This is a genomic window from Mycolicibacterium iranicum, from assembly GCF_002101705.1.
Classification (GTDB): Bacteria; Actinomycetota; Actinomycetes; order Mycobacteriales; family Mycobacteriaceae; genus Mycobacterium; species Mycobacterium iranicum.
Map to the genome: position 1 here is coordinate 135712 of NZ_LQPC01000032.1, position 16171 is coordinate 151882.

General features: G+C 67.9%; 17 protein-coding genes. 9 read left to right on the forward strand and 8 right to left on the reverse strand.

All coding sequences use genetic code 11. The features are described 5' to 3' along the window. Positions 1–40 precede the first annotated feature (40 nt). Entirely contained in the window at positions 41–187 is a 147-nt protein-coding gene (locus AWC12_RS17785; RefSeq protein WP_081660094.1) for a DUF1059 domain-containing protein, read from the forward strand. Between the two features lie 84 nt (positions 188–271). Here the strand turns inward: AWC12_RS17785 and AWC12_RS17790 are convergent, their stop codons facing one another. Continuing rightward, the gene (locus AWC12_RS17790) at positions 272–1261 is read right to left on the reverse strand and encodes an Rv1157c family protein (RefSeq protein WP_024448165.1); all 990 of its coding nucleotides are present in this window, start codon (positions 1259–1261) and stop codon (positions 272–274) included. A 59-nt stretch (positions 1262–1320) separates the two neighbouring features. Continuing rightward, on the reverse strand, positions 1321–1932 hold the full coding sequence (locus AWC12_RS17795) for a hypothetical protein (RefSeq protein ID WP_024448164.1): 612 nt from the start codon (positions 1930–1932) through the stop codon (positions 1321–1323). Positions 1933–2089: 157 nt separating this feature from the next. On the opposite strand from AWC12_RS17795, the gene AWC12_RS17800 reads away from it, so the two are divergent. Then, a complete protein-coding gene (locus AWC12_RS17800; RefSeq protein WP_085175898.1) occupies positions 2090–3307 on the forward strand; it encodes a mannosyltransferase in 1218 nt (405 codons plus the stop codon). On the opposite strand, the gene AWC12_RS17805 is transcribed toward AWC12_RS17800, so the two are convergent. Next, a complete protein-coding gene (locus AWC12_RS17805; RefSeq protein WP_081660092.1) occupies positions 3255–3536 on the reverse strand; it encodes a 4a-hydroxytetrahydrobiopterin dehydratase in 282 nt (93 codons plus the stop codon). The two genes, AWC12_RS17800 and AWC12_RS17805, sit on opposite strands and share 53 nt — an antisense overlap. A gap of 27 nt (positions 3537–3563) precedes the next feature. Between AWC12_RS17805 and AWC12_RS17810 the strand changes: the two genes are divergently transcribed. Beyond that, positions 3564–3962: a (deoxy)nucleoside triphosphate pyrophosphohydrolase gene (locus AWC12_RS17810; protein ID WP_024448161.1), complete on the forward strand. Its 399-nt coding sequence runs from the start codon at positions 3564–3566 to the stop codon at positions 3960–3962. Positions 3963–4173: 211 nt separating this feature from the next. Then, complete coding sequence (locus AWC12_RS17815; protein ID WP_085175900.1) at positions 4174–5250, forward strand: hypothetical protein; 1077 nt, start codon at positions 4174–4176, stop codon at positions 5248–5250. Between the two features lie 39 nt (positions 5251–5289). Here AWC12_RS17815 and AWC12_RS17820 read toward each other — a convergent pair whose 3' ends face one another. Both AWC12_RS17820 and AWC12_RS30620 read right to left on the reverse strand, forming a co-directional pair. Continuing rightward, complete coding sequence (locus AWC12_RS17820; RefSeq protein WP_085175902.1) at positions 5290–5562, reverse strand: hypothetical protein; 273 nt, start codon at positions 5560–5562, stop codon at positions 5290–5292. 62 nt (positions 5563–5624) lie between these two features. Continuing rightward, positions 5625–5792 carry a hypothetical protein gene (locus AWC12_RS30620; RefSeq protein WP_110808674.1) on the reverse strand — a complete coding sequence of 56 codons (168 nt, stop codon included), beginning with the start codon at positions 5790–5792 and terminating at the stop codon, positions 5625–5627. Positions 5793–5848: 56 nt separating this feature from the next. Here AWC12_RS30620 and typA point away from each other — a divergent pair, with 56 nt between their 5' ends. Next, positions 5849–7756: a translational GTPase TypA gene (typA, locus tag AWC12_RS17825; RefSeq protein WP_207576451.1), complete on the forward strand. Its 1908-nt coding sequence runs from the start codon at positions 5849–5851 to the stop codon at positions 7754–7756. An 83-nt stretch (positions 7757–7839) separates the two neighbouring features. Beyond that, positions 7840–9657, forward strand: coding sequence for an ABC transporter family substrate-binding protein (locus tag AWC12_RS17830; RefSeq protein WP_110808676.1), 1818 nt, complete (start codon positions 7840–7842; stop codon positions 9655–9657). Here the strand turns inward: AWC12_RS17830 and AWC12_RS17835 are convergent. Then, positions 9641–10888 (reverse strand): chloride channel protein, encoded by a 1248-nt coding sequence (locus AWC12_RS17835; RefSeq protein ID WP_085175908.1) that lies wholly within the window; start codon positions 10886–10888, stop codon positions 9641–9643. The two genes, AWC12_RS17830 and AWC12_RS17835, sit on opposite strands and share 17 nt — an antisense overlap. 60 nt (positions 10889–10948) lie before the next feature. Between AWC12_RS17835 and mshB the strand changes: the two genes are divergently transcribed. The 3 genes from mshB (at position 10949) to AWC12_RS17850 (ending at position 15158) form a co-directional block, all read left to right on the forward strand. Continuing rightward, positions 10949–11815 (forward strand): N-acetyl-1-D-myo-inositol-2-amino-2-deoxy-alpha-D-glucopyranoside deacetylase, encoded by an 867-nt coding sequence (gene mshB, locus AWC12_RS17840; protein WP_085175910.1) that lies wholly within the window; start codon positions 10949–10951, stop codon positions 11813–11815. A gap of 114 nt (positions 11816–11929) precedes the next feature. Beyond that, positions 11930–12361, forward strand: coding sequence for a hypothetical protein (locus AWC12_RS17845; RefSeq protein ID WP_085175912.1), 432 nt, complete (start codon positions 11930–11932; stop codon positions 12359–12361). A gap of 217 nt (positions 12362–12578) precedes the next feature. Then, positions 12579–15158 carry a bifunctional FO biosynthesis protein CofGH gene (locus tag AWC12_RS17850; protein WP_085175914.1) on the forward strand — a complete coding sequence of 860 codons (2580 nt, stop codon included), beginning with the start codon at positions 12579–12581 and terminating at the stop codon, positions 15156–15158. Between the two features lie 185 nt (positions 15159–15343). Here AWC12_RS17850 and AWC12_RS17855 read toward each other — a convergent pair whose 3' ends face one another. Together AWC12_RS17855 and AWC12_RS17860 are read right to left on the reverse strand one after the other, a co-directional pair. Further along, entirely contained in the window at positions 15344–15655 is a 312-nt protein-coding gene (locus tag AWC12_RS17855) for a DUF4387 domain-containing protein (RefSeq protein ID WP_085175916.1), read from the reverse strand. Further along, the gene (locus AWC12_RS17860) at positions 15655–15933 is read right to left on the reverse strand and encodes a phosphatase PAP2 family protein (protein ID WP_165762820.1); all 279 of its coding nucleotides are present in this window, start codon (positions 15931–15933) and stop codon (positions 15655–15657) included. The genes AWC12_RS17855 and AWC12_RS17860 overlap by 1 nt, the downstream gene beginning before the upstream one ends. Between the last annotated feature and the right edge of the window lie 238 nt (positions 15934–16171).

Sequence of the window (16171 nt, forward strand, 5' to 3'; positions counted from 1 at the left end):
TTGTCTCATGGCACGGCGAACGCTGTGCCATTGTGAACCTATGAAGACTCACCTCAACTGCCCCTGCGGCGAAGCCATCACCGGCAAGGACGAGGACGACCTCGTCGAGAAGGCTCAGGCGCACCTGTCAGAGGTGCACCCGGGTCGCGACTACGACCGCGACGCCATCCTGTTCATGGCCTACTGACCTACCGCGAAATATCATTCCGGGCTGCGATCTGAGCACCCACGACGACCCGGAATGATATTTCGCGGAAGGCGTGAAGCGGGGTCAGGGGACGACGGTCGAACCGATCGTCGGCATGAACTGGCACTGCTTCTCGGTCGTGGTGACTTGACCGAAGATCGTCGACATGATGCTGCCCGAACCGGTGTCTGCGATCGCGGTGAGCGTCGTCGGGCCCTGCGGGTTCAGGTCGGGGCGGGGCTTGAGGGTGACGCTGCCCGACTTGCCGGTCGTCAGGTTCACCCAGGTGGCGTTCAGCGGCAGCTTCTGCTCGGCGGCGGGGCCGGGGGTTCCGATCGCGGTGAACACGTATGCCGTCTGGCCAGGGCCGGGGCCGGGCAGCGGAATGGACGCGGGGCCCGCCACCGAGATCGCGGCCGCGAGCACGTTGCCGCCATCGGCGAGGCAGCCGTTGCTGATCGACGGATACAGGAAGTCCTGGGTGACCGGCGCATTCGGTCCGGTCAACCCCGGGGCAGCAGCCCCGGGGGCAGGAGCGGGCGCGGCCGCCGGGGCAGGTGCCGCCACGGGAGTCGCCGGGGCTGCAACCTCGGGCGCCGGGCCGGGTGCCGGGCCCGTCCCCGGCGTCGGGACGACGGCCGCTGGGGCGTGCTCCAACGGCAGCGCTTCCTGAACGGGTCCGACGGCATTGGCGGGGTTGATGCCCGCCGGGAGATGCGCCTCGACTCCCGGTACCGCACCGGCGGCGGGAACGTGGGCGGCGGGTTGAGCGACGAATGTGTTGACCGCCGACGCGACGTCGCGAGAGGGCTGTGGCGCAGCCATGTCTCCCGCGAACACCGCGGCGGCGGCCATCAACATCGATGCTGCATTGGTGGGATCAGACGCGGCCTGCTGGATCACCGGGCCCAGGCTCTGCATCGCCGGCAAGCCTGGGGCCAAGCTCCCATCGATCGGCAGCGGAGCAGGTAGCGGCGCTGCCGGTTCGGCGTGAGCCACCCCGGTCACGCCGACGGTCAGCAGCGCAGCGGACGTGCACACTGCCATCGCGGTGATGAGCCGGTTCGTGGTCATGATCCCCCAATGTGTAGGTAGTTCAACGGGTTTCAGTTGGCCTGGGTTTGATCAGCGCGTCACGGCAGGGCCGACAGCGGGGTCAACACAGGTGCGACCGTCAACGGTGCGGCGGGAGCCGGTGCGGCGGCGACCGGTGCCGTCGCACCGGTGGGCAGCAGGCCCGCCAACGGGTTGCCCGCGGGCATGAGCCCTGCGAGTCCGAGCGAGTCGGTCAGCCCTGCCAGCGGCGACACGGGTGCGGCAGCGGGCGCCGTCGTCGTGGTGTTGGCAACGGGCACCGTGGTGACGTTGCCGCCGCCGATCGGGGTCGCCCCGGGCAGGCTCGACCCGGGCGCGATGCTCGCGGGCAGAACCGCCGCGGGCTGCGGCAGGTTGATCGACGCCGTCGCGCCAGGGCCCGTGACCGGGGTCGCCGGCGTGGTGGTCGCCGTGGCCGCAGGGGTCGCGCCGGCATTGCCCAGCAGATTGGTGAAGCCCTGCATGAGCTGCGTGGCGGCAGCCGGGTTGGCGGCCAGCTGCTGCAGGAACGGCAGGCCCGGGATTTCGGGTGCGGGCGCGGGGGCCGGTGCGGGCTGCGCGGTGGCCGAGGCGCTGAACGCCACCGCCGCCGAAACCGCCCCAGCTGCGGCGATGATCGTTGTTGCGAACAGTTTCCGGGTGCGGTGCATCAGATCTCCCAATCCTTGGTCGGCAGTGAATGACATCGATGTCATGCCTGCACCCGAAGCTAGCTTGTTACTGGAGTTACTCAAGTGACACATGTGGCATTTATGCAACCGTTACGGCGTTGAAGGCGGATGGTGATCGCTCGCTAGAGTCAGTCGGATAGACACCACCGAATCTGAGGCGCCGACGCTCGCGGCCCGTCTGGCACGGCTTGCGCCCGCACTGCTGATCCTCAGCATCGCCGCCCGGCTCGCGTGGACGTATCTGGTGCCCAACGGCGCGAACTTCGTCGACCTGCACGTCTACGTCGGCGGAGCTGCTGAACTCGACGGCCCCGGCACCCTCTACGACTATGTCTACGGCGACCAGACTCCGGACTTCCCGCTCCCGTTCACCTATCCGCCGTTCGCGGCGGTGGTGTTCTATCCGCTGCACCTGCTGCCGTTCGGGCTGGTCGCCTTCGCTTGGCAGATCGGCATCATCGCAGCGCTCTACGGCGTGGTGCGGATGAGCCAGCGCCTGCTCGGCGGCGGTGACCGGCGTGTCGCGATGCTCTGGACCGCGGTCGGCATCTGGACCGAGCCGCTGCGCAGTACCTTCGACTACGGGCAGGTCAATGTTGCGCTGGTGCTCGCGATCCTGTGCGCGGTCCACACGTCGAAGTGGTGGTTGTCAGGTCTGCTCGTCGGGCTCGCCGCCGGCGTGAAGCTCACCCCCGCGGTGGCCGGTCTGTATTTCGTCGGCGCCCGGCGGTGGGCCGCGGTGATGTTCTCTGCCGTCGTCTTCTTTCTCACCATCGGCGTGTCGGCGCTGCTCGTCGGTGACCAGACTCGTTACTACTTCACCGAACTGCTCGGCGACGCCGACCGCGTCGGCCCCGTCGGCACGTCGTTCAACCAGTCGTGGCGGGGCGGCATCTCGCGCATCCTGGGTCACGACGCCGGCTACGGACCCGTCGTGCTGATCGGAGTGGTGGTCACGGCCGCGCTGGCGCTGCTGGCATGGCGAGCGGTCGACGGCGCGACCGACAGGCTGGGCGGGATCGTCATCGTTTCGCTGTTCGGATTGCTGCTGTCGCCGATTTCGTGGACGCACCACTGGGTCTGGCTCATCCCGCTGATGATCTGGCTGTTGCACGGACCACTGCGGGCGCAGCTGGGGGCGCGGGTACTGGGTTGGGGATGGCTCGTTCTCACCCTGATCGGCGTGCCGTGGCTACTCAGCTTCGCCCAGCCGACGATCTGGGTGATCCCGCGGCCGTGGTATCTCGCCTGGGCCGGTCTGATCTACATCGTCGCGACGTTGGCGACGCTGGCCTGGATCGCTATCCGAGGATCCCGTCGATCTCCCGCGCCATCTCCAGGTCCTTGTCGGTAATTCCGCCCTCGGAGTGCGTGACCAAAGCGAAAGTTACTGTCCGCCAACGGATATCGATGTCGGGATGATGGTCCTTACTTTCGGCGTGCTCAGCTACCCGCCGGACGGCGTCGATACCGTCGAGGAACGCGGGGAATTTGACCGATCGCCGCAGTGCGCCGTCGGCGCGCTCCCAGCCGTTCAGTTCGGGCAGTGCGGCGTCCACTTGTTCATCCGTTAACACAGCCATGCCCTCGAAGGTATACCGTCTGCGCCGATGCCAAACCTGATCGTGGTCGCGGGTGCCTTGATCGAGGACGGGGCGCTGCTCGTGGCTCAGCGCAACCGCCCGCCGGAGCTGGCTGGGCTGTGGGAACTGCCCGGCGGCAAGGTCGCGCCGGGCGAGAGCGACGAATCGGCATTGGCGCGTGAGCTGCACGAGGAACTCGGAGTGCACGTGACGGTGGGTAATCGCATCGGCGGGGACGTCGCGCTGAGCGCGACGACGAGCCTGCGGGCCTATGTCGTCGTCCGCGCCGGCGGCGAGTTGACGCCGCACGACCACCGGGCGCTGCGCTGGGTCCGGGCCGGCGACCTCGACGGACTCCGGTGGGTACCCGCCGACAGGGCATGGCTGCCGGATCTGGCCCGGGCGATGGCGGACGAACTTGCCTGAGGCCGCAGTCCAACTGCTGCAACGGGGTGCCGTTGCGGCGTGGAACAATTGGGCAAACGTCGTCGTTCTGTGAAACTTTTCTTAGCGTCCCGCTGGCTCGGGCTGGCGGACGAACTTGCGTAACGCTGTGGCGGTTTTCGAGGCCGCTTTCCGCCACTGCGTTACGTAACTCGGCCGGTCAGGCCGTGTGCGCGCACTATTGTCCCGGCTTATGCGGGTACTGCAGTTCATCTGGCGAGGGGTTCTCGCCTTCGACCGGATCGGATCGCGCATACCGCAACTGATCCAGATGTGGCTGGTCGAATTGTTCTTTGCACTGCCGCTGAGCTTTTTCATCGCCAAGGTCATCGACATCCGCGGGGCGTTCGGGGTTCCCGGCACCGGCGAGTCGATGCCCGGGATCTTCTGGGGGGCTCTCGCTGTCGCGCTCGTGGCGGGCTTCTTCTACGTCCGCGGTCTGGTTCGTCCGCGGGTGGTGCAGGGGTCGTGGACCCCGATGGTCAAGGCCGACGTCGGCGACTTCACCGTCTTGGCGGGCAACCGCTCGTGGACCGCGCACTACATCTACCTGACGAGCCATCCGTCGTACGCATTGCTTCTGCTGCTGACCGCGCCGATCCCCGCGACCATGGTGCTGGCGACCGAGAACAACGGCGACAGCACCTTCTACTTCCGGGTGGCCGGCTTTGTCGGGCTCATCGTGCTGGCACTCATGGCGGTCGCCCGCCTATTGGCTTGGTACGTCTTCCGATTCGGGCGCAGCGCGCTGGATAAGCAGACGGCCGAGGTGGGTCTGTCGCAGCGCAGGCTCGGTTGGGAGATCGCGTGGAAGCCGGTCCTGATGCTGATGGTGGTGATCTATGCAATCGTCGCCATTCCGCTGGGCTGGATGTTCTGGCAGCAGCAGCGGACCATCGACGCGCTGCCGGTGGTCGCCGTGGGAGACGACTCGCAGGCCGGCCACTACCGCCGGGTGGAAGGACGATTGGCCGGTGAGCCCGTCTACTGGGCTCCCAACGGCACCGGGCGCGGTGGCAACAATTACGCGGGAGCCGGTGTGCTGGTGGACCTTCCGGCCGGCGGCGAAGCGCTGCTGCTTGCCGAATCGCTCTCGGTGCCGGACTTCGTCGGCGTCATGAAGGACGTCCGCGACGACACAGTGCACACCCAGGGCAAGGTCATCGACGACGTCACCGACGATCAGATCGAGTACTACGGCTTCGATCTCGGCGACTTTCCCGCACCGTCGGCCGACGGCCGGGTGATGGTGCTGCTGTCCTACCCCTGAGGATCCCGACGTGCGAGGGCCTTCGTCGACCGGGGCGCACTAGAAGCGCAGGCGGTCGCCGACGACCCGCACATCCCGGCGCGCACCCGGGTGGGACATCGCGTGGATCGGATGTGTGAGCACCGGATGCCGGCACTGCGGGCACGACGCCTGGTTGCGATTGGCCGAGCTGAACGTCAGATGACGACACTCGCTGCACCGCACCACGTAGAACGCGCCGATCCAATTGGCCAGACCCAGGAAAATCGCCAACGTTGTGAGCGTGGCGAGCACGGTGATCAGAACGATGGTGAGAACCGCGTAAACCGTCATGAAGGCACCTCCAGAAATGCCACACGGATGGTTACGACACTACGCCCGGAGGCCGCCGCGCTTCAGGCTTTCCTGGCCCGCTTGTAGACCTTTTCGAGCTCCTTGCCCCGGATGCCCAGCAGTTCGGCCTTGTGGACCTTGTGGAGGACGAGCGGGCAGCGCTTGCAGCGGGGCTTGCTGCGGCAACACTTCTTCTTCGGTTTGGCGCCGGCAAGCTTCTCGATTTTCAAGTGACGGGAATCTCTCGTTTTCGCGATCGGTGTCCTGCACTGCGACAATCACCGGCGTGAATTCGCGCCAGGACTTTCGCAACGTCGCCATTGTGGCCCACGTCGACCACGGCAAGACGACCCTGGTCGACGCGATGCTGCGCCAGTCGGGCGCGTTGACCCACCGAGGGGACGACGCGGTCGAACGCCTGATGGATTCCGGCGACCTGGAAAAGGAAAAGGGAATCACCATCCTGGCGAAGAACACGGCCGTCCACCGGCACCATCCCGACGGGACCATGACCGTCATCAACGTCATCGACACCCCAGGTCACGCCGATTTCGGCGGTGAGGTCGAGCGCGGCCTGTCAATGGTCGACGGTGTCGTGCTGCTCGTCGACGCCTCCGAGGGGCCGCTGCCACAGACCCGCTTCGTACTGCGCAAGGCGCTGGCAGCGCACCTGCCCGTCATCCTGGTCGTCAACAAGACCGACCGGCCCGACGCCCGCATCGCCGAGGTCGTCGAGGAAAGTCACGATCTGCTTCTCGACGTCGCGTCCGACCTCGACGAAGAGGCCCAGGCCGCGGCCGAGAAAGCTCTCGATCTGCCCACGCTCTACGCGTCGGGGCGTGCGGGCATCGCCAGCACCACTGCGCCGCCCAATGGCGAGAACCCCGACGGGGAGAACCTCGACCCGCTGTTCGACGTCCTGCTCGAGCACATCTCGCCACCGCAGGGCGATCCCGAGGCGCCGCTGCAGGCGCTGGTCACCAACCTCGACGCGTCGGCCTTCCTCGGCCGGCTGGCGCTGATCCGCATCTACAAGGGCCGCATCAAGAAGGGCCAGCAGGTCGCGTGGATGCGTGACGTCGACGGCCACCCCGTCATCACCAGCGCCAAGGTGACCGAACTGTTGCGCACGGTGGGCGTCGAACGCACCCCCACCGACATCGCCGAGGCCGGCGACATCGTCGCAATCGCCGGTATTCCCGAGATCATGATCGGCGACACGCTGGCCGACCCCGATCACGCGCACGCACTGCCGCGCATCACCGTCGACGAGCCGGCGATCTCGGTGACGATCGGCACCAACACCTCGCCGCTGGCGGGCAAGGTGCCCGGCCACAAGCTGACCGCGCGAATGGTGAAGAACCGCTTGGATTCCGAGCTCGTCGGCAACGTGTCAATCCGGGTCGTCGACATCGGCCGTCCGGACGCGTGGGAGGTGCAGGGCCGCGGCGAGCTCGCCCTGGCCATCCTGGTCGAGCAGATGCGGCGTGAAGGCTTCGAGCTGACCGTCGGCAAGCCTCAGGTCGTCACCCAGACCATCGACGGCAAGCTGCACGAGCCGTTCGAAGCCCTGACCATCGATGCTCCCGAGGAGCACCTCGGCGCCATCACCCAGCTGATGGCTGCCCGCAAGGGTCGCATGGAGCAGATGACCAACCACGCCGCCGGATGGGTGCGGATGGATTTCATCGTGCCCAGCCGTGGCCTGATCGGTTTCCGCACCGACTTCCTGACCCTGACCCGCGGCACCGGCATCGCCAACGCCGTGTTCGACGGCTACCGGCCGTGGGCGGGCGAGATCCGGGCCCGCCACACCGGGTCGCTGGTGTCCGACCGCAGTGGCCAGATCACGCCGTTCGCGATGATTCAGCTCGCCGACCGTGGCCAGTTCTTCGTCGAGCCCGGCCAGGAGACCTACGAGGGTCAGGTCGTCGGGATCAACCCGCGCGCCGAAGACCTCGACATCAACATCACCCGCGAGAAGAAGCTGACCAACATGCGCAGCTCGACCGCCGACGTCATCGAGACGCTGGCCCGTCCGCTGGAACTCGATCTGGAGAAGGCGATGGAGTTCTGCGCCGAGGACGAGTGTGTTGAGGTGACGCCTGAGATCGTGCGGGTCCGCAAAGTGGAGCTGACGGCCTCGCTGCGGCTGCGGGCGAAGGCGCGCGCGAAGCAGCAGGCGCAGTCGTAGCGCCGCCGCTCCCGGGCGCTCGATACCCTGGCACCGTGCCGACGACTCTGCGACGCGTCAGCGCCAGTGTCGGAGCAGTGGTGATGACGCTGGCGATGATCACCGGCTGCACGGTCAGCCCGCCGCCCGCGCCGCAGAGCACCGACACCACCGAATCGACTCCGCCGCCGCCGATGAAGGCGACGCAGATCATCGTGGCGATCGATTCGATCGGGCCCGGCTTCAACTCGCATCTGCTGTCCGACCAGTCGCCGGTCAACGCGGCGATCAGCTCACTGGTGCTGCCGAGTTCGTTCCGGCCCGTCCCGGATTCCCGCACGCCGACAGGCTCGTCGTGGGTGATGGACACCTCGCTGCTGGAGTCGGCCGAGGTCACCAGCCAGGACCCGTTCACCGTCACCTACAAGATCCGACCGGAAGCCCAGTGGACGGACAACGCGCCGATCGCCGCGGACGACTTCTGGTACCTGTGGCGGCAGATGGTCAGCCAGCCCGGCGCCGTGGACCCGGCCGGCTACGACCTGATCACCGGGGTGCAGTCCGTCGAGGGCGGCAAGACGGCGGTCGTCACGTTCTCCCAGCCCTACCCGGCGTGGCGGGAGCTGTTCAACGACATCCTGCCTGCGCACATCGTCAAAGACGTTCCCGGTGGTTTCGCCGCCGGACTCGCGCAGGCGCTGCCGGTGACCGGCGGGCAGTTCCGGGTCGACACCATCGACCCGCAGCGCGACGAGATCCTGTTGGCGCGCAACGACCGCTACTGGGGTGAGCCTGCCACCCCCGACCTGATCCTGTTCCGCCGCGCAGGCACCCCCGCCGCACTGGCCGACTCGATCCGTAACGGCGACACCCAGGTGGCTCAGGTGCACGGCGGCTCGGCGGTCTTCGCTCAGCTCTCGGCAATTCCCGACGTGCGTACCGCCCGCATCGTGACCCCGCGCGTCATGCAGCTCACGCTGCGCGCCCAGCAGCCCGCGCTGGCCGAAACCCCGGTCCGCAAGGCTGTGCTCGGTCTGCTCGACGTCGACTTGCTCGCCGCGGTCGGGGCCGGAGACGACAACACCGTCACACTGGCCCAGGCGCAGGTGCGGTCGCCCTCGGACCCCGGCTACGTGCCTACCGCCCCGCCCGCGATGGCGCGCGAGGAGGCCATGGCCCTGCTCGGGGAGGCCGGCTACCAGATCGAACCGGTCGAGACGCCGGACCCACCCGCACCCGCACCGCCCGACAACAATCGCGGCAGGCTCGTCAAGGATGGTGAGCCGCTGACCCTGGTGCTCGGTGTCGCCGCCAACGACCCCACATCGGTGGCCGTCGCCAATACGGCCGCCGACCAGTTGCGCAGCGTCGGCATCGCGGCGTCGGTGTCGGCGCTGGATCCGGTGACGCTGTACGGCGAAGCGCTCGTCAACAACTTCGTCGACGCGGTGATCGGCTGGCACCCCGCCGGCGGCGACCTTGCAACGGCGCTGGCATCCCGGTACGGCTGCCCGGCCCTGCAGGCCACCGCCGTCCCGACCACGGCGGGGGCGCCGTCGCCCACTCCGGATGCGCCGGCACCGCCCCGAACCACGCAGCCTGCGCGCACCACCGCTACTCAGTCGCCGCCCGCGCCGGCGCCGGAATCAGGCCAGCTCGTCCAGGCGCCGAGCAACATCACCGGAATCTGCGACCGCAGCATCCAGCCCAGAATCGACGCGGCGCTGCACGGGACCGCCGACATCGCCGAGGTGATCGACGACGTCGAGCCGCGGCTGTGGGAGATGTCGACCGTATTGCCGATCCTGCAGGACACCACGATCGTCGCGGCAGGTCCCAGCGTCCAGAACGTCAGCCTGACCGGCGCGGTGCCGGTCGGGATCGTCGGAGACGCCGGCGCCTGGGTCAAGCTTCCGCAGTAGTGCCCGGGCGGTTCGCCACCCGTCTGCGCCGGAGGACGGCGATCCCGTACGACGCATACGCGCCGATCGCGAACACGACCAAAAGCCAGATCGGAGGGCGGGCCAGCTCCCACACGAACAGCGCCGCGAACAACGGCGAACGTTGCGTGATCGCCAGCACGCCCGCCGCGCAACTCAACGACACCGCGGCCACGTGCAATTGCGTTCCGGCCCACTGGTTCAGCGCCAGCGTCACCAGGGCCCCCGCAGCTGCGCCCGTGGCCAGCGCGGGGGTCAGCAGGCCACCCACGGCGCCCGCTCGCAGGAACAGCGTGGTGAGCAGCGGCTTGAGAATCAGGATCAGTGCAGCCGAGGTCAGCGTGAGCTCGCTGTTCATGCTGACGTCGAGGATGCTGCGGCCGTTGCCCGGTAGTTCGGGCAGCCAGATCGAGCAGATCCCGGTCAGCAGGCCCGCTGCCGCGATCCCTGGAATCACCAGCCAGGAGTCGACTTTCAGCGTTGGCGCCGCATTCATCACCCGGTCGAACGCCAGCCCGACTGCCACCGCGAGTGGCGCGAGAGCCAGCGCCAGAAACGCCAGCAGATACGACAGGTCGGCCTCCGGCCACGACAGTGGGTGCTCGAGATGGGTGACGGGCGCCGCGACCGCGACCGCGATGCTGGACGTGATCAGCGCCGTACCGAGCGCCCGCGGATGCCACGTGCCGAGCAGGATGCGCGCGGCGAATACCGCGCCTCCGAGAGGGACGCTGTAGACCGCGCCGAGACCGGCGCCCGCGGCGCACGCGAGCAGGATTGTGCGGTCGGCGTCGGTCAGGGCGAGCCGGGACACGCCGAAATCGCCCCACGCCGCGGCGAGTTGGCGCGGCGCGCCCTCGCGGCCCAGCGAGGCCCCCGATCCGACCAGAAGCACCTGAAGGCCCGCGTCGGCGGACATCAGCAGCCGCGGCACGGGCTGTTCCCCGGCGAGCGTCGCCGACAGCGACGGCTGCTTGTAGCGCCTGCGCATCGCCCACCAGCCGACACCGGCGAGCGCGCCGCCGAGCATCGGACCGACCGCGCGGCGAACGTGGTTGCTGCCTTCGACACCGTCGAGCAGCGAACCGAACGAGTAGTGGTAGGTGAGGTGTTCGATGCCGTGCAGCAGCAGCGTGGTGGCGGCGCCGGCGATCCCCGCGAGCAGACCGATGACGACGACCGCACACCCGAAGTGGACGGCGCGGCGGTGCACGAGGGGAATCTATGCCAGGGCGGGCGTCCGCGACGGGCAACGAGCGGGCAAGCTGATCGGATGGAGACGCCGCGGCTGCTTTTCGTCCACGCTCACCCCGACGACGAGACGATCATGACGGGGGCCACCATCGCGCATTACGTCGCGCGCGGGGCGCAGGTGCAGGTGATCACGTGCACACTCGGCGAGGAGGGCGAGGTCATCGGCGACCAGTGGGCGAAACTCGCGGTCGACCACGCCGATCAGCTCGGCGGCTACCGCGTAGCGGAGCTGACGGCCGCGCTGGCCGCGCTGGGTGTCGACGGTCCCCGGTACCTCGGCGGTGCGGGCCGGTGGCGCGATTCGGGCATGGAGGGCACCCCCGCCCGGGCGCAGGAACGGTTCGTCGACGGCGACTTCGCCGAGCAGACGGCGACATTGGCGGCGGTGATCGACGAGCTGCGCCCGCACGTCGTCGTCACCTACGACCCGAACGGCGGATACGGCCACCCCGACCACATCCACACCCATCGGGTAACGACGGCCGCGGTCGGCCAGTCGGCCTGGCAGGTGCCCAAGCTGTACTGGACGGTGACGTCGGCCACGGCGCTGGCTGCCGGTCTCGGCGATATGGGCGACGTGCCCGACGGGTGGATCAGGGTCTCCGCCGACGACCTGCCCCAGTTCGGTTTCGCCGACGACGCCATCGACGCGGCGCTTGATCTGGCACCGCATTCGCCCGCCCGGGTGGAGGCGCTGCGAGCCCACGCCACCCAGGTGACGGTCGCCCCCGACGGGCGTAGCTTCGCGCTGTCGAACAACCTTGCGCTGCCGATCGACTCGACCGAGTATTACGTCCTGGCCGGCCTTGCGGACGGGGTCACCCCGGGGGAGCGCGACGACCGTGGCTGGGAAACCGACCTGCTTTCGGGATTGACCCTCGGTTGACCGCACCCTCACCGGGTAAGCTCCCGGCAACCGACCGCGCACGGAAGGGCACGACATGGACCAGGATCTCGATCCCAACCTGCAGCACTGGCAGGACCGTCTGGACAACTATCAGTGGGTGGTCGGCTCGCTCGTCTCGCTGCTCGACAGCATCCCGACCTGACGGCGTTGGCCTCGCCGGCCCCCAGCCGGCTACGTCTGGTTCTTCTCGCACTTCTCGCCGTCGACGGCGTCCTCTCGGCTCTGATGGCCGTCTTCTTTCTTCCGCTGCGGATCGGCTCGGTCCCGTTCCCGATCAGCGCGCTACTCAGCGGCATCCTGAACGCGGCTCTGGTGTGGGCGGCGTTCCAGTGGACCTCGGTGCCCCGCCTTGCCGCACTGCCGCTGTGGACGTGGCTCGCGACGGTCGTGATGTTCACGGTCGTCACCCCGGGCGACGACATCGTCTTCGGAGGCAGCGGTGTCATGGAGTTCGGCTCGGTGCTGCTCGTCGCGGTCGGGGCGCTGCCTGCAGCGTGGATCGTGGTGCACCCGCCCAGCCGATGAGCGCTTGCGCGAAGAGTTACGACGGCCGATGAGCGCTTGCGCGAAGAGTTACGACGGCCGATGAGCGCTTGCGCGAAGAGCATCGAGCAGGTGGGGCGGACGCCGATGGGCGCGTCCGGTGACTACTGTGGCCCTATGTCTTGCCTAAGGCACGCCCGCGCTGTTTCAGATAGTGAGACGGCTGGATGATCCGACACGACGCCGGGGTTAAAGGGAAGTGGCTCTGAACACCCAGCGCGGCGCCGATCTTCCCAGCCCGGTAGTCCCACCGAAGTCCGACGCGCCCAGTCCCGCCGCCCTGCGGCGCGTGCTGCGGCGGGCCCGTGACGGGGTGGCCCTCAATGTGGACGAGGCCGCGGTGGCGATGACCGCCCGCGGCGACGATCTTGTCGATCTGTGTGCGTCGGCGTCGCGAGTACGTGATGCGGGCCTGGAGGCTGCGGGGCGCCGCGGCCCGGGCGGCGGGTTGCCGGTGTCATATTCGCGCAAGGTGTTCATCCCGGTGACCCACCTGTGTCGCGACAAGTGTCACTACTGCACATTCGTCACGGTGCCCGGCCGGCTTCGCGCCGAGGGCCGCGGCATGTTCATGGAACCCGACGAGATCCTCGACGTCGCGCGGCGCGGAGCCCAATTGGGTTGCAAGGAAGCGTTGTTCACCTTGGGGGACCGGCCGGAGGCGCGCTGGGACGAGGCGCGCCAATGGCTCGACGAGCGCGGCTACGATTCGACACTCGACTACGTGCGTGCGATGGCGATCCGGGTGCTGGAAGAAACGGGGCTGCTGCCGCACCTGAACCCGGGCGTCATGTCGTGGGCGGAGCTGTCCCGGCTCAAGCCGGTGGCCCCATCGATGGGCATGATGCTCGAGACCACGTCGCGCCGGCTGTTCGAGACCAAGGGTGAAGCCCACTACGGATCACCGGACAAGGATCCGGAGGTGCGTCTGCGCACGCTCGACGACGCGGGCCGGCTCTCGATCCCCTTCACCACCGGTCTGCTGGTCGGCATCGGCGAAAACCTGACCGAGCGCGCGGAGACGGTGCACGCAATCCGCCGCTCGCACAAGGAGTTCGGGCACGTGCAGGAAGTCATCGTGCAGAACTTCCGCGCCAAGACCCACACCGCCATGGCCGGTGCCCCCGACGCGGGTATGGACGACTTTCTGGCGACCATCGCGGTGGCGCGGCTGGTCCTGGGCCCCAAGATGCGGATCCAGGCCCCTCCGAACCTCGTCTCGCGTGAGGAATGTCTGGCGTTGATCGGCGCCGGCGTCGACGACTGGGGTGGGGTGTCGCCGCTGACGCCGGATCACGTGAACCCGGAGCGGCCCTGGCCGGCCCTCGACGAACTCGCCGCCGTGACCGCAGAGGCTGGCTACGAGCTGGTGCAGCGGTTGACCGCCCAGCCCCAGTACGTGCAGGCCGGGGCGGCGTGGATCGACCCTCGCGTGATGGGGCAAGTCAGCGCACTCGCCGACCCCGACACCGGCTACGCGCTGGACGTCAACCCGGTCGGGCGGCCGTGGCAGGAGCCCGACGAGGCCACCGAATCGCTGGGCCGGGTCGATCTGCACAGCGCGATCGACTCCGAAGGCCGGCTGACCGAAACCCGCAGCGATCTGGGCAGTGCCTTCGGGGACTGGGAGTCGATCCGAGCCAAGGTCGAAGAACTCGCGGCGCGCGCACCCGAACGTCTCGACACCGATGTGCTCGCCGCGCTGCGCTCAGCGGAGAAGGATCCTGCCGGATGCTCGGATGCGGAGTATCTGGCGTTGGCCACCGCGGACGGTCCTGCGCTGGATGCGGTGGCGGCGCTGGCTGATTCGCTGCGCCGCGAGGTGGTGGGCGACGACGTCACGTTCGTGGTGAACCGCAACATCAACTTCACCAACATCTGCTACACCGGGTGCCGGTTCTGTGCGTTCGCGCAACGCAAAGGCGACGCCGACGCGTACTCGCTCTCGACATCCGAGGTCGCCGACCGTGCCTGGGAGGCCCACGTCGCCGGCGCCACCGAAGTGTGCATGCAGGGCGGTATCGACCCCGAACTGCCCGTCACCGGCTACGCCGACCTCGTGCGCGCGGTCAAGGCGCGGGTGCCGTCGATGCACGTGCACGCGTTCAGCCCGATGGAGATCGCCAACGGTGTCACCCGTTCCGGCACCAGCATCCGGGAATGGCTGACCGCGCTCCGTGAAGCCGGGCTCGGGTCGATTCCGGGCACGGCCGCAGAGATCTTGGATGACGAAGTGCGGTGGGTGCTGACCAAGGGCAAGTTGCCGACCTCGATGTGGATCGAGGTCGTCACCACGGCCCATGAGGTCGGGCTGCGCTCGTCGTCGACGATGATGTACGGTCACGTCGACACCCCGAAGCACTGGGTCGGACATCTCAACGTGCTCAAGGGAATTCAGGACCAGACCGGTGGCTTCACCGAGTTCGTGCCGCTGCCGTTCGTGCACCAGTCCAGCCCGCTCTACCTGGCTGGCGGGGCACGGCCCGGCCCCACCCACCGCGACAACCGCGCCGTGCACGCGCTGGCGCGAATCATGCTGCACGGCCGCATCCCGTCGATTCAGACCAGCTGGGTCAAACTCGGCGTCGAACGCACCCAGGTCATGCTCAACGGCGGCGCCAACGATCTCGGTGGCACGCTGATGGAAGAAACCATCTCCCGCATGGCCGGCTCCGAGAACGGCTCCGCAAAGACCGTCGCGGAGCTGGTGGCCATCGCCGAGGGGATCGGCCGCCCGGCACGCCAACGCACGACGGACTACAGCCCGCTGGCGGCCTAGGTTTCGTTGCACAGCTCTTGCACCGCGAGCGCCGCTTTGCACCGCGAGCGCGCGTGTCTGCACGCCGACGCGCCGCTGCCGGTGGCATATCGCGCACGGTCGCGGCGCTCGAGTGCGCGCGCTCTGTGCGGCGAACTCAGGTCCTGGTCGCTGAATTTCGGAACTGGCCAGCAACCGCGCCCCTGCTAGGTGGTGAGCTCGATATCGAGCAGGCGGGCATACTGCTGCCCGGAATGGAGGTCACGTTCGACGACACCGCCCTGCGGAACCGGCCGAGGATAGGAAATTTTCAACACCCGCAGAGCCGGAATCGGATATAGATGAACGGTCTCTGGGTTCACTCCGTAGACAGCGCCGATCGCTTCGGCACCGAGCTGCGGACTCTCTACGTACCGGTCGTAATGGTCTTGGCCATCGAACATCAAGTCAATCGTGACCCAGAACGGCCCCGCAACCTTGGACCTGACGTGGCGGCAGACTTCGCGGACTGTAGGCATCACCGGCCACTTTCTGATCTGGCTGATCCGGTCTCGATCGTCTTGATCCGGACCAGCTCAAGCGGATCATCGACGCTGACCGCATGATTCAGCACGAACTGATACACGGCGCCGCGGTCAATGTGGCCCGGCGTGAAAGCCCAGCCATAACTTGGCAACTCCATTCCCATGCGGACCGGCATGTGGAAGAAGTACGGATTGCATGCCTTTGCGATCTCGCTGGCGATCTCCTGCGTTCTCGCGGTGAAGACGCCGAGCATGCCGATCTCCAACGGCACCGCGCCGTCTGGAGGTGGCATACCGCTGACGCCGTTCCAGCCATACATGCGCAACGAGATGTGGAATTCGTCCGCGCTGACACCAGTTGCCGACTCTGAGCGTTGCGTCAGAGTCAGGAGCATCTTGTCGTGGAAGGTCTGCGGATCAGCGAGGACGTCGGGTGCCGACGGTCACGTAATTCCCCAGGGGCTGCCGTCACGTAATTCCTCATGTTCGGGCCCTGCTGTGGCGAGGATA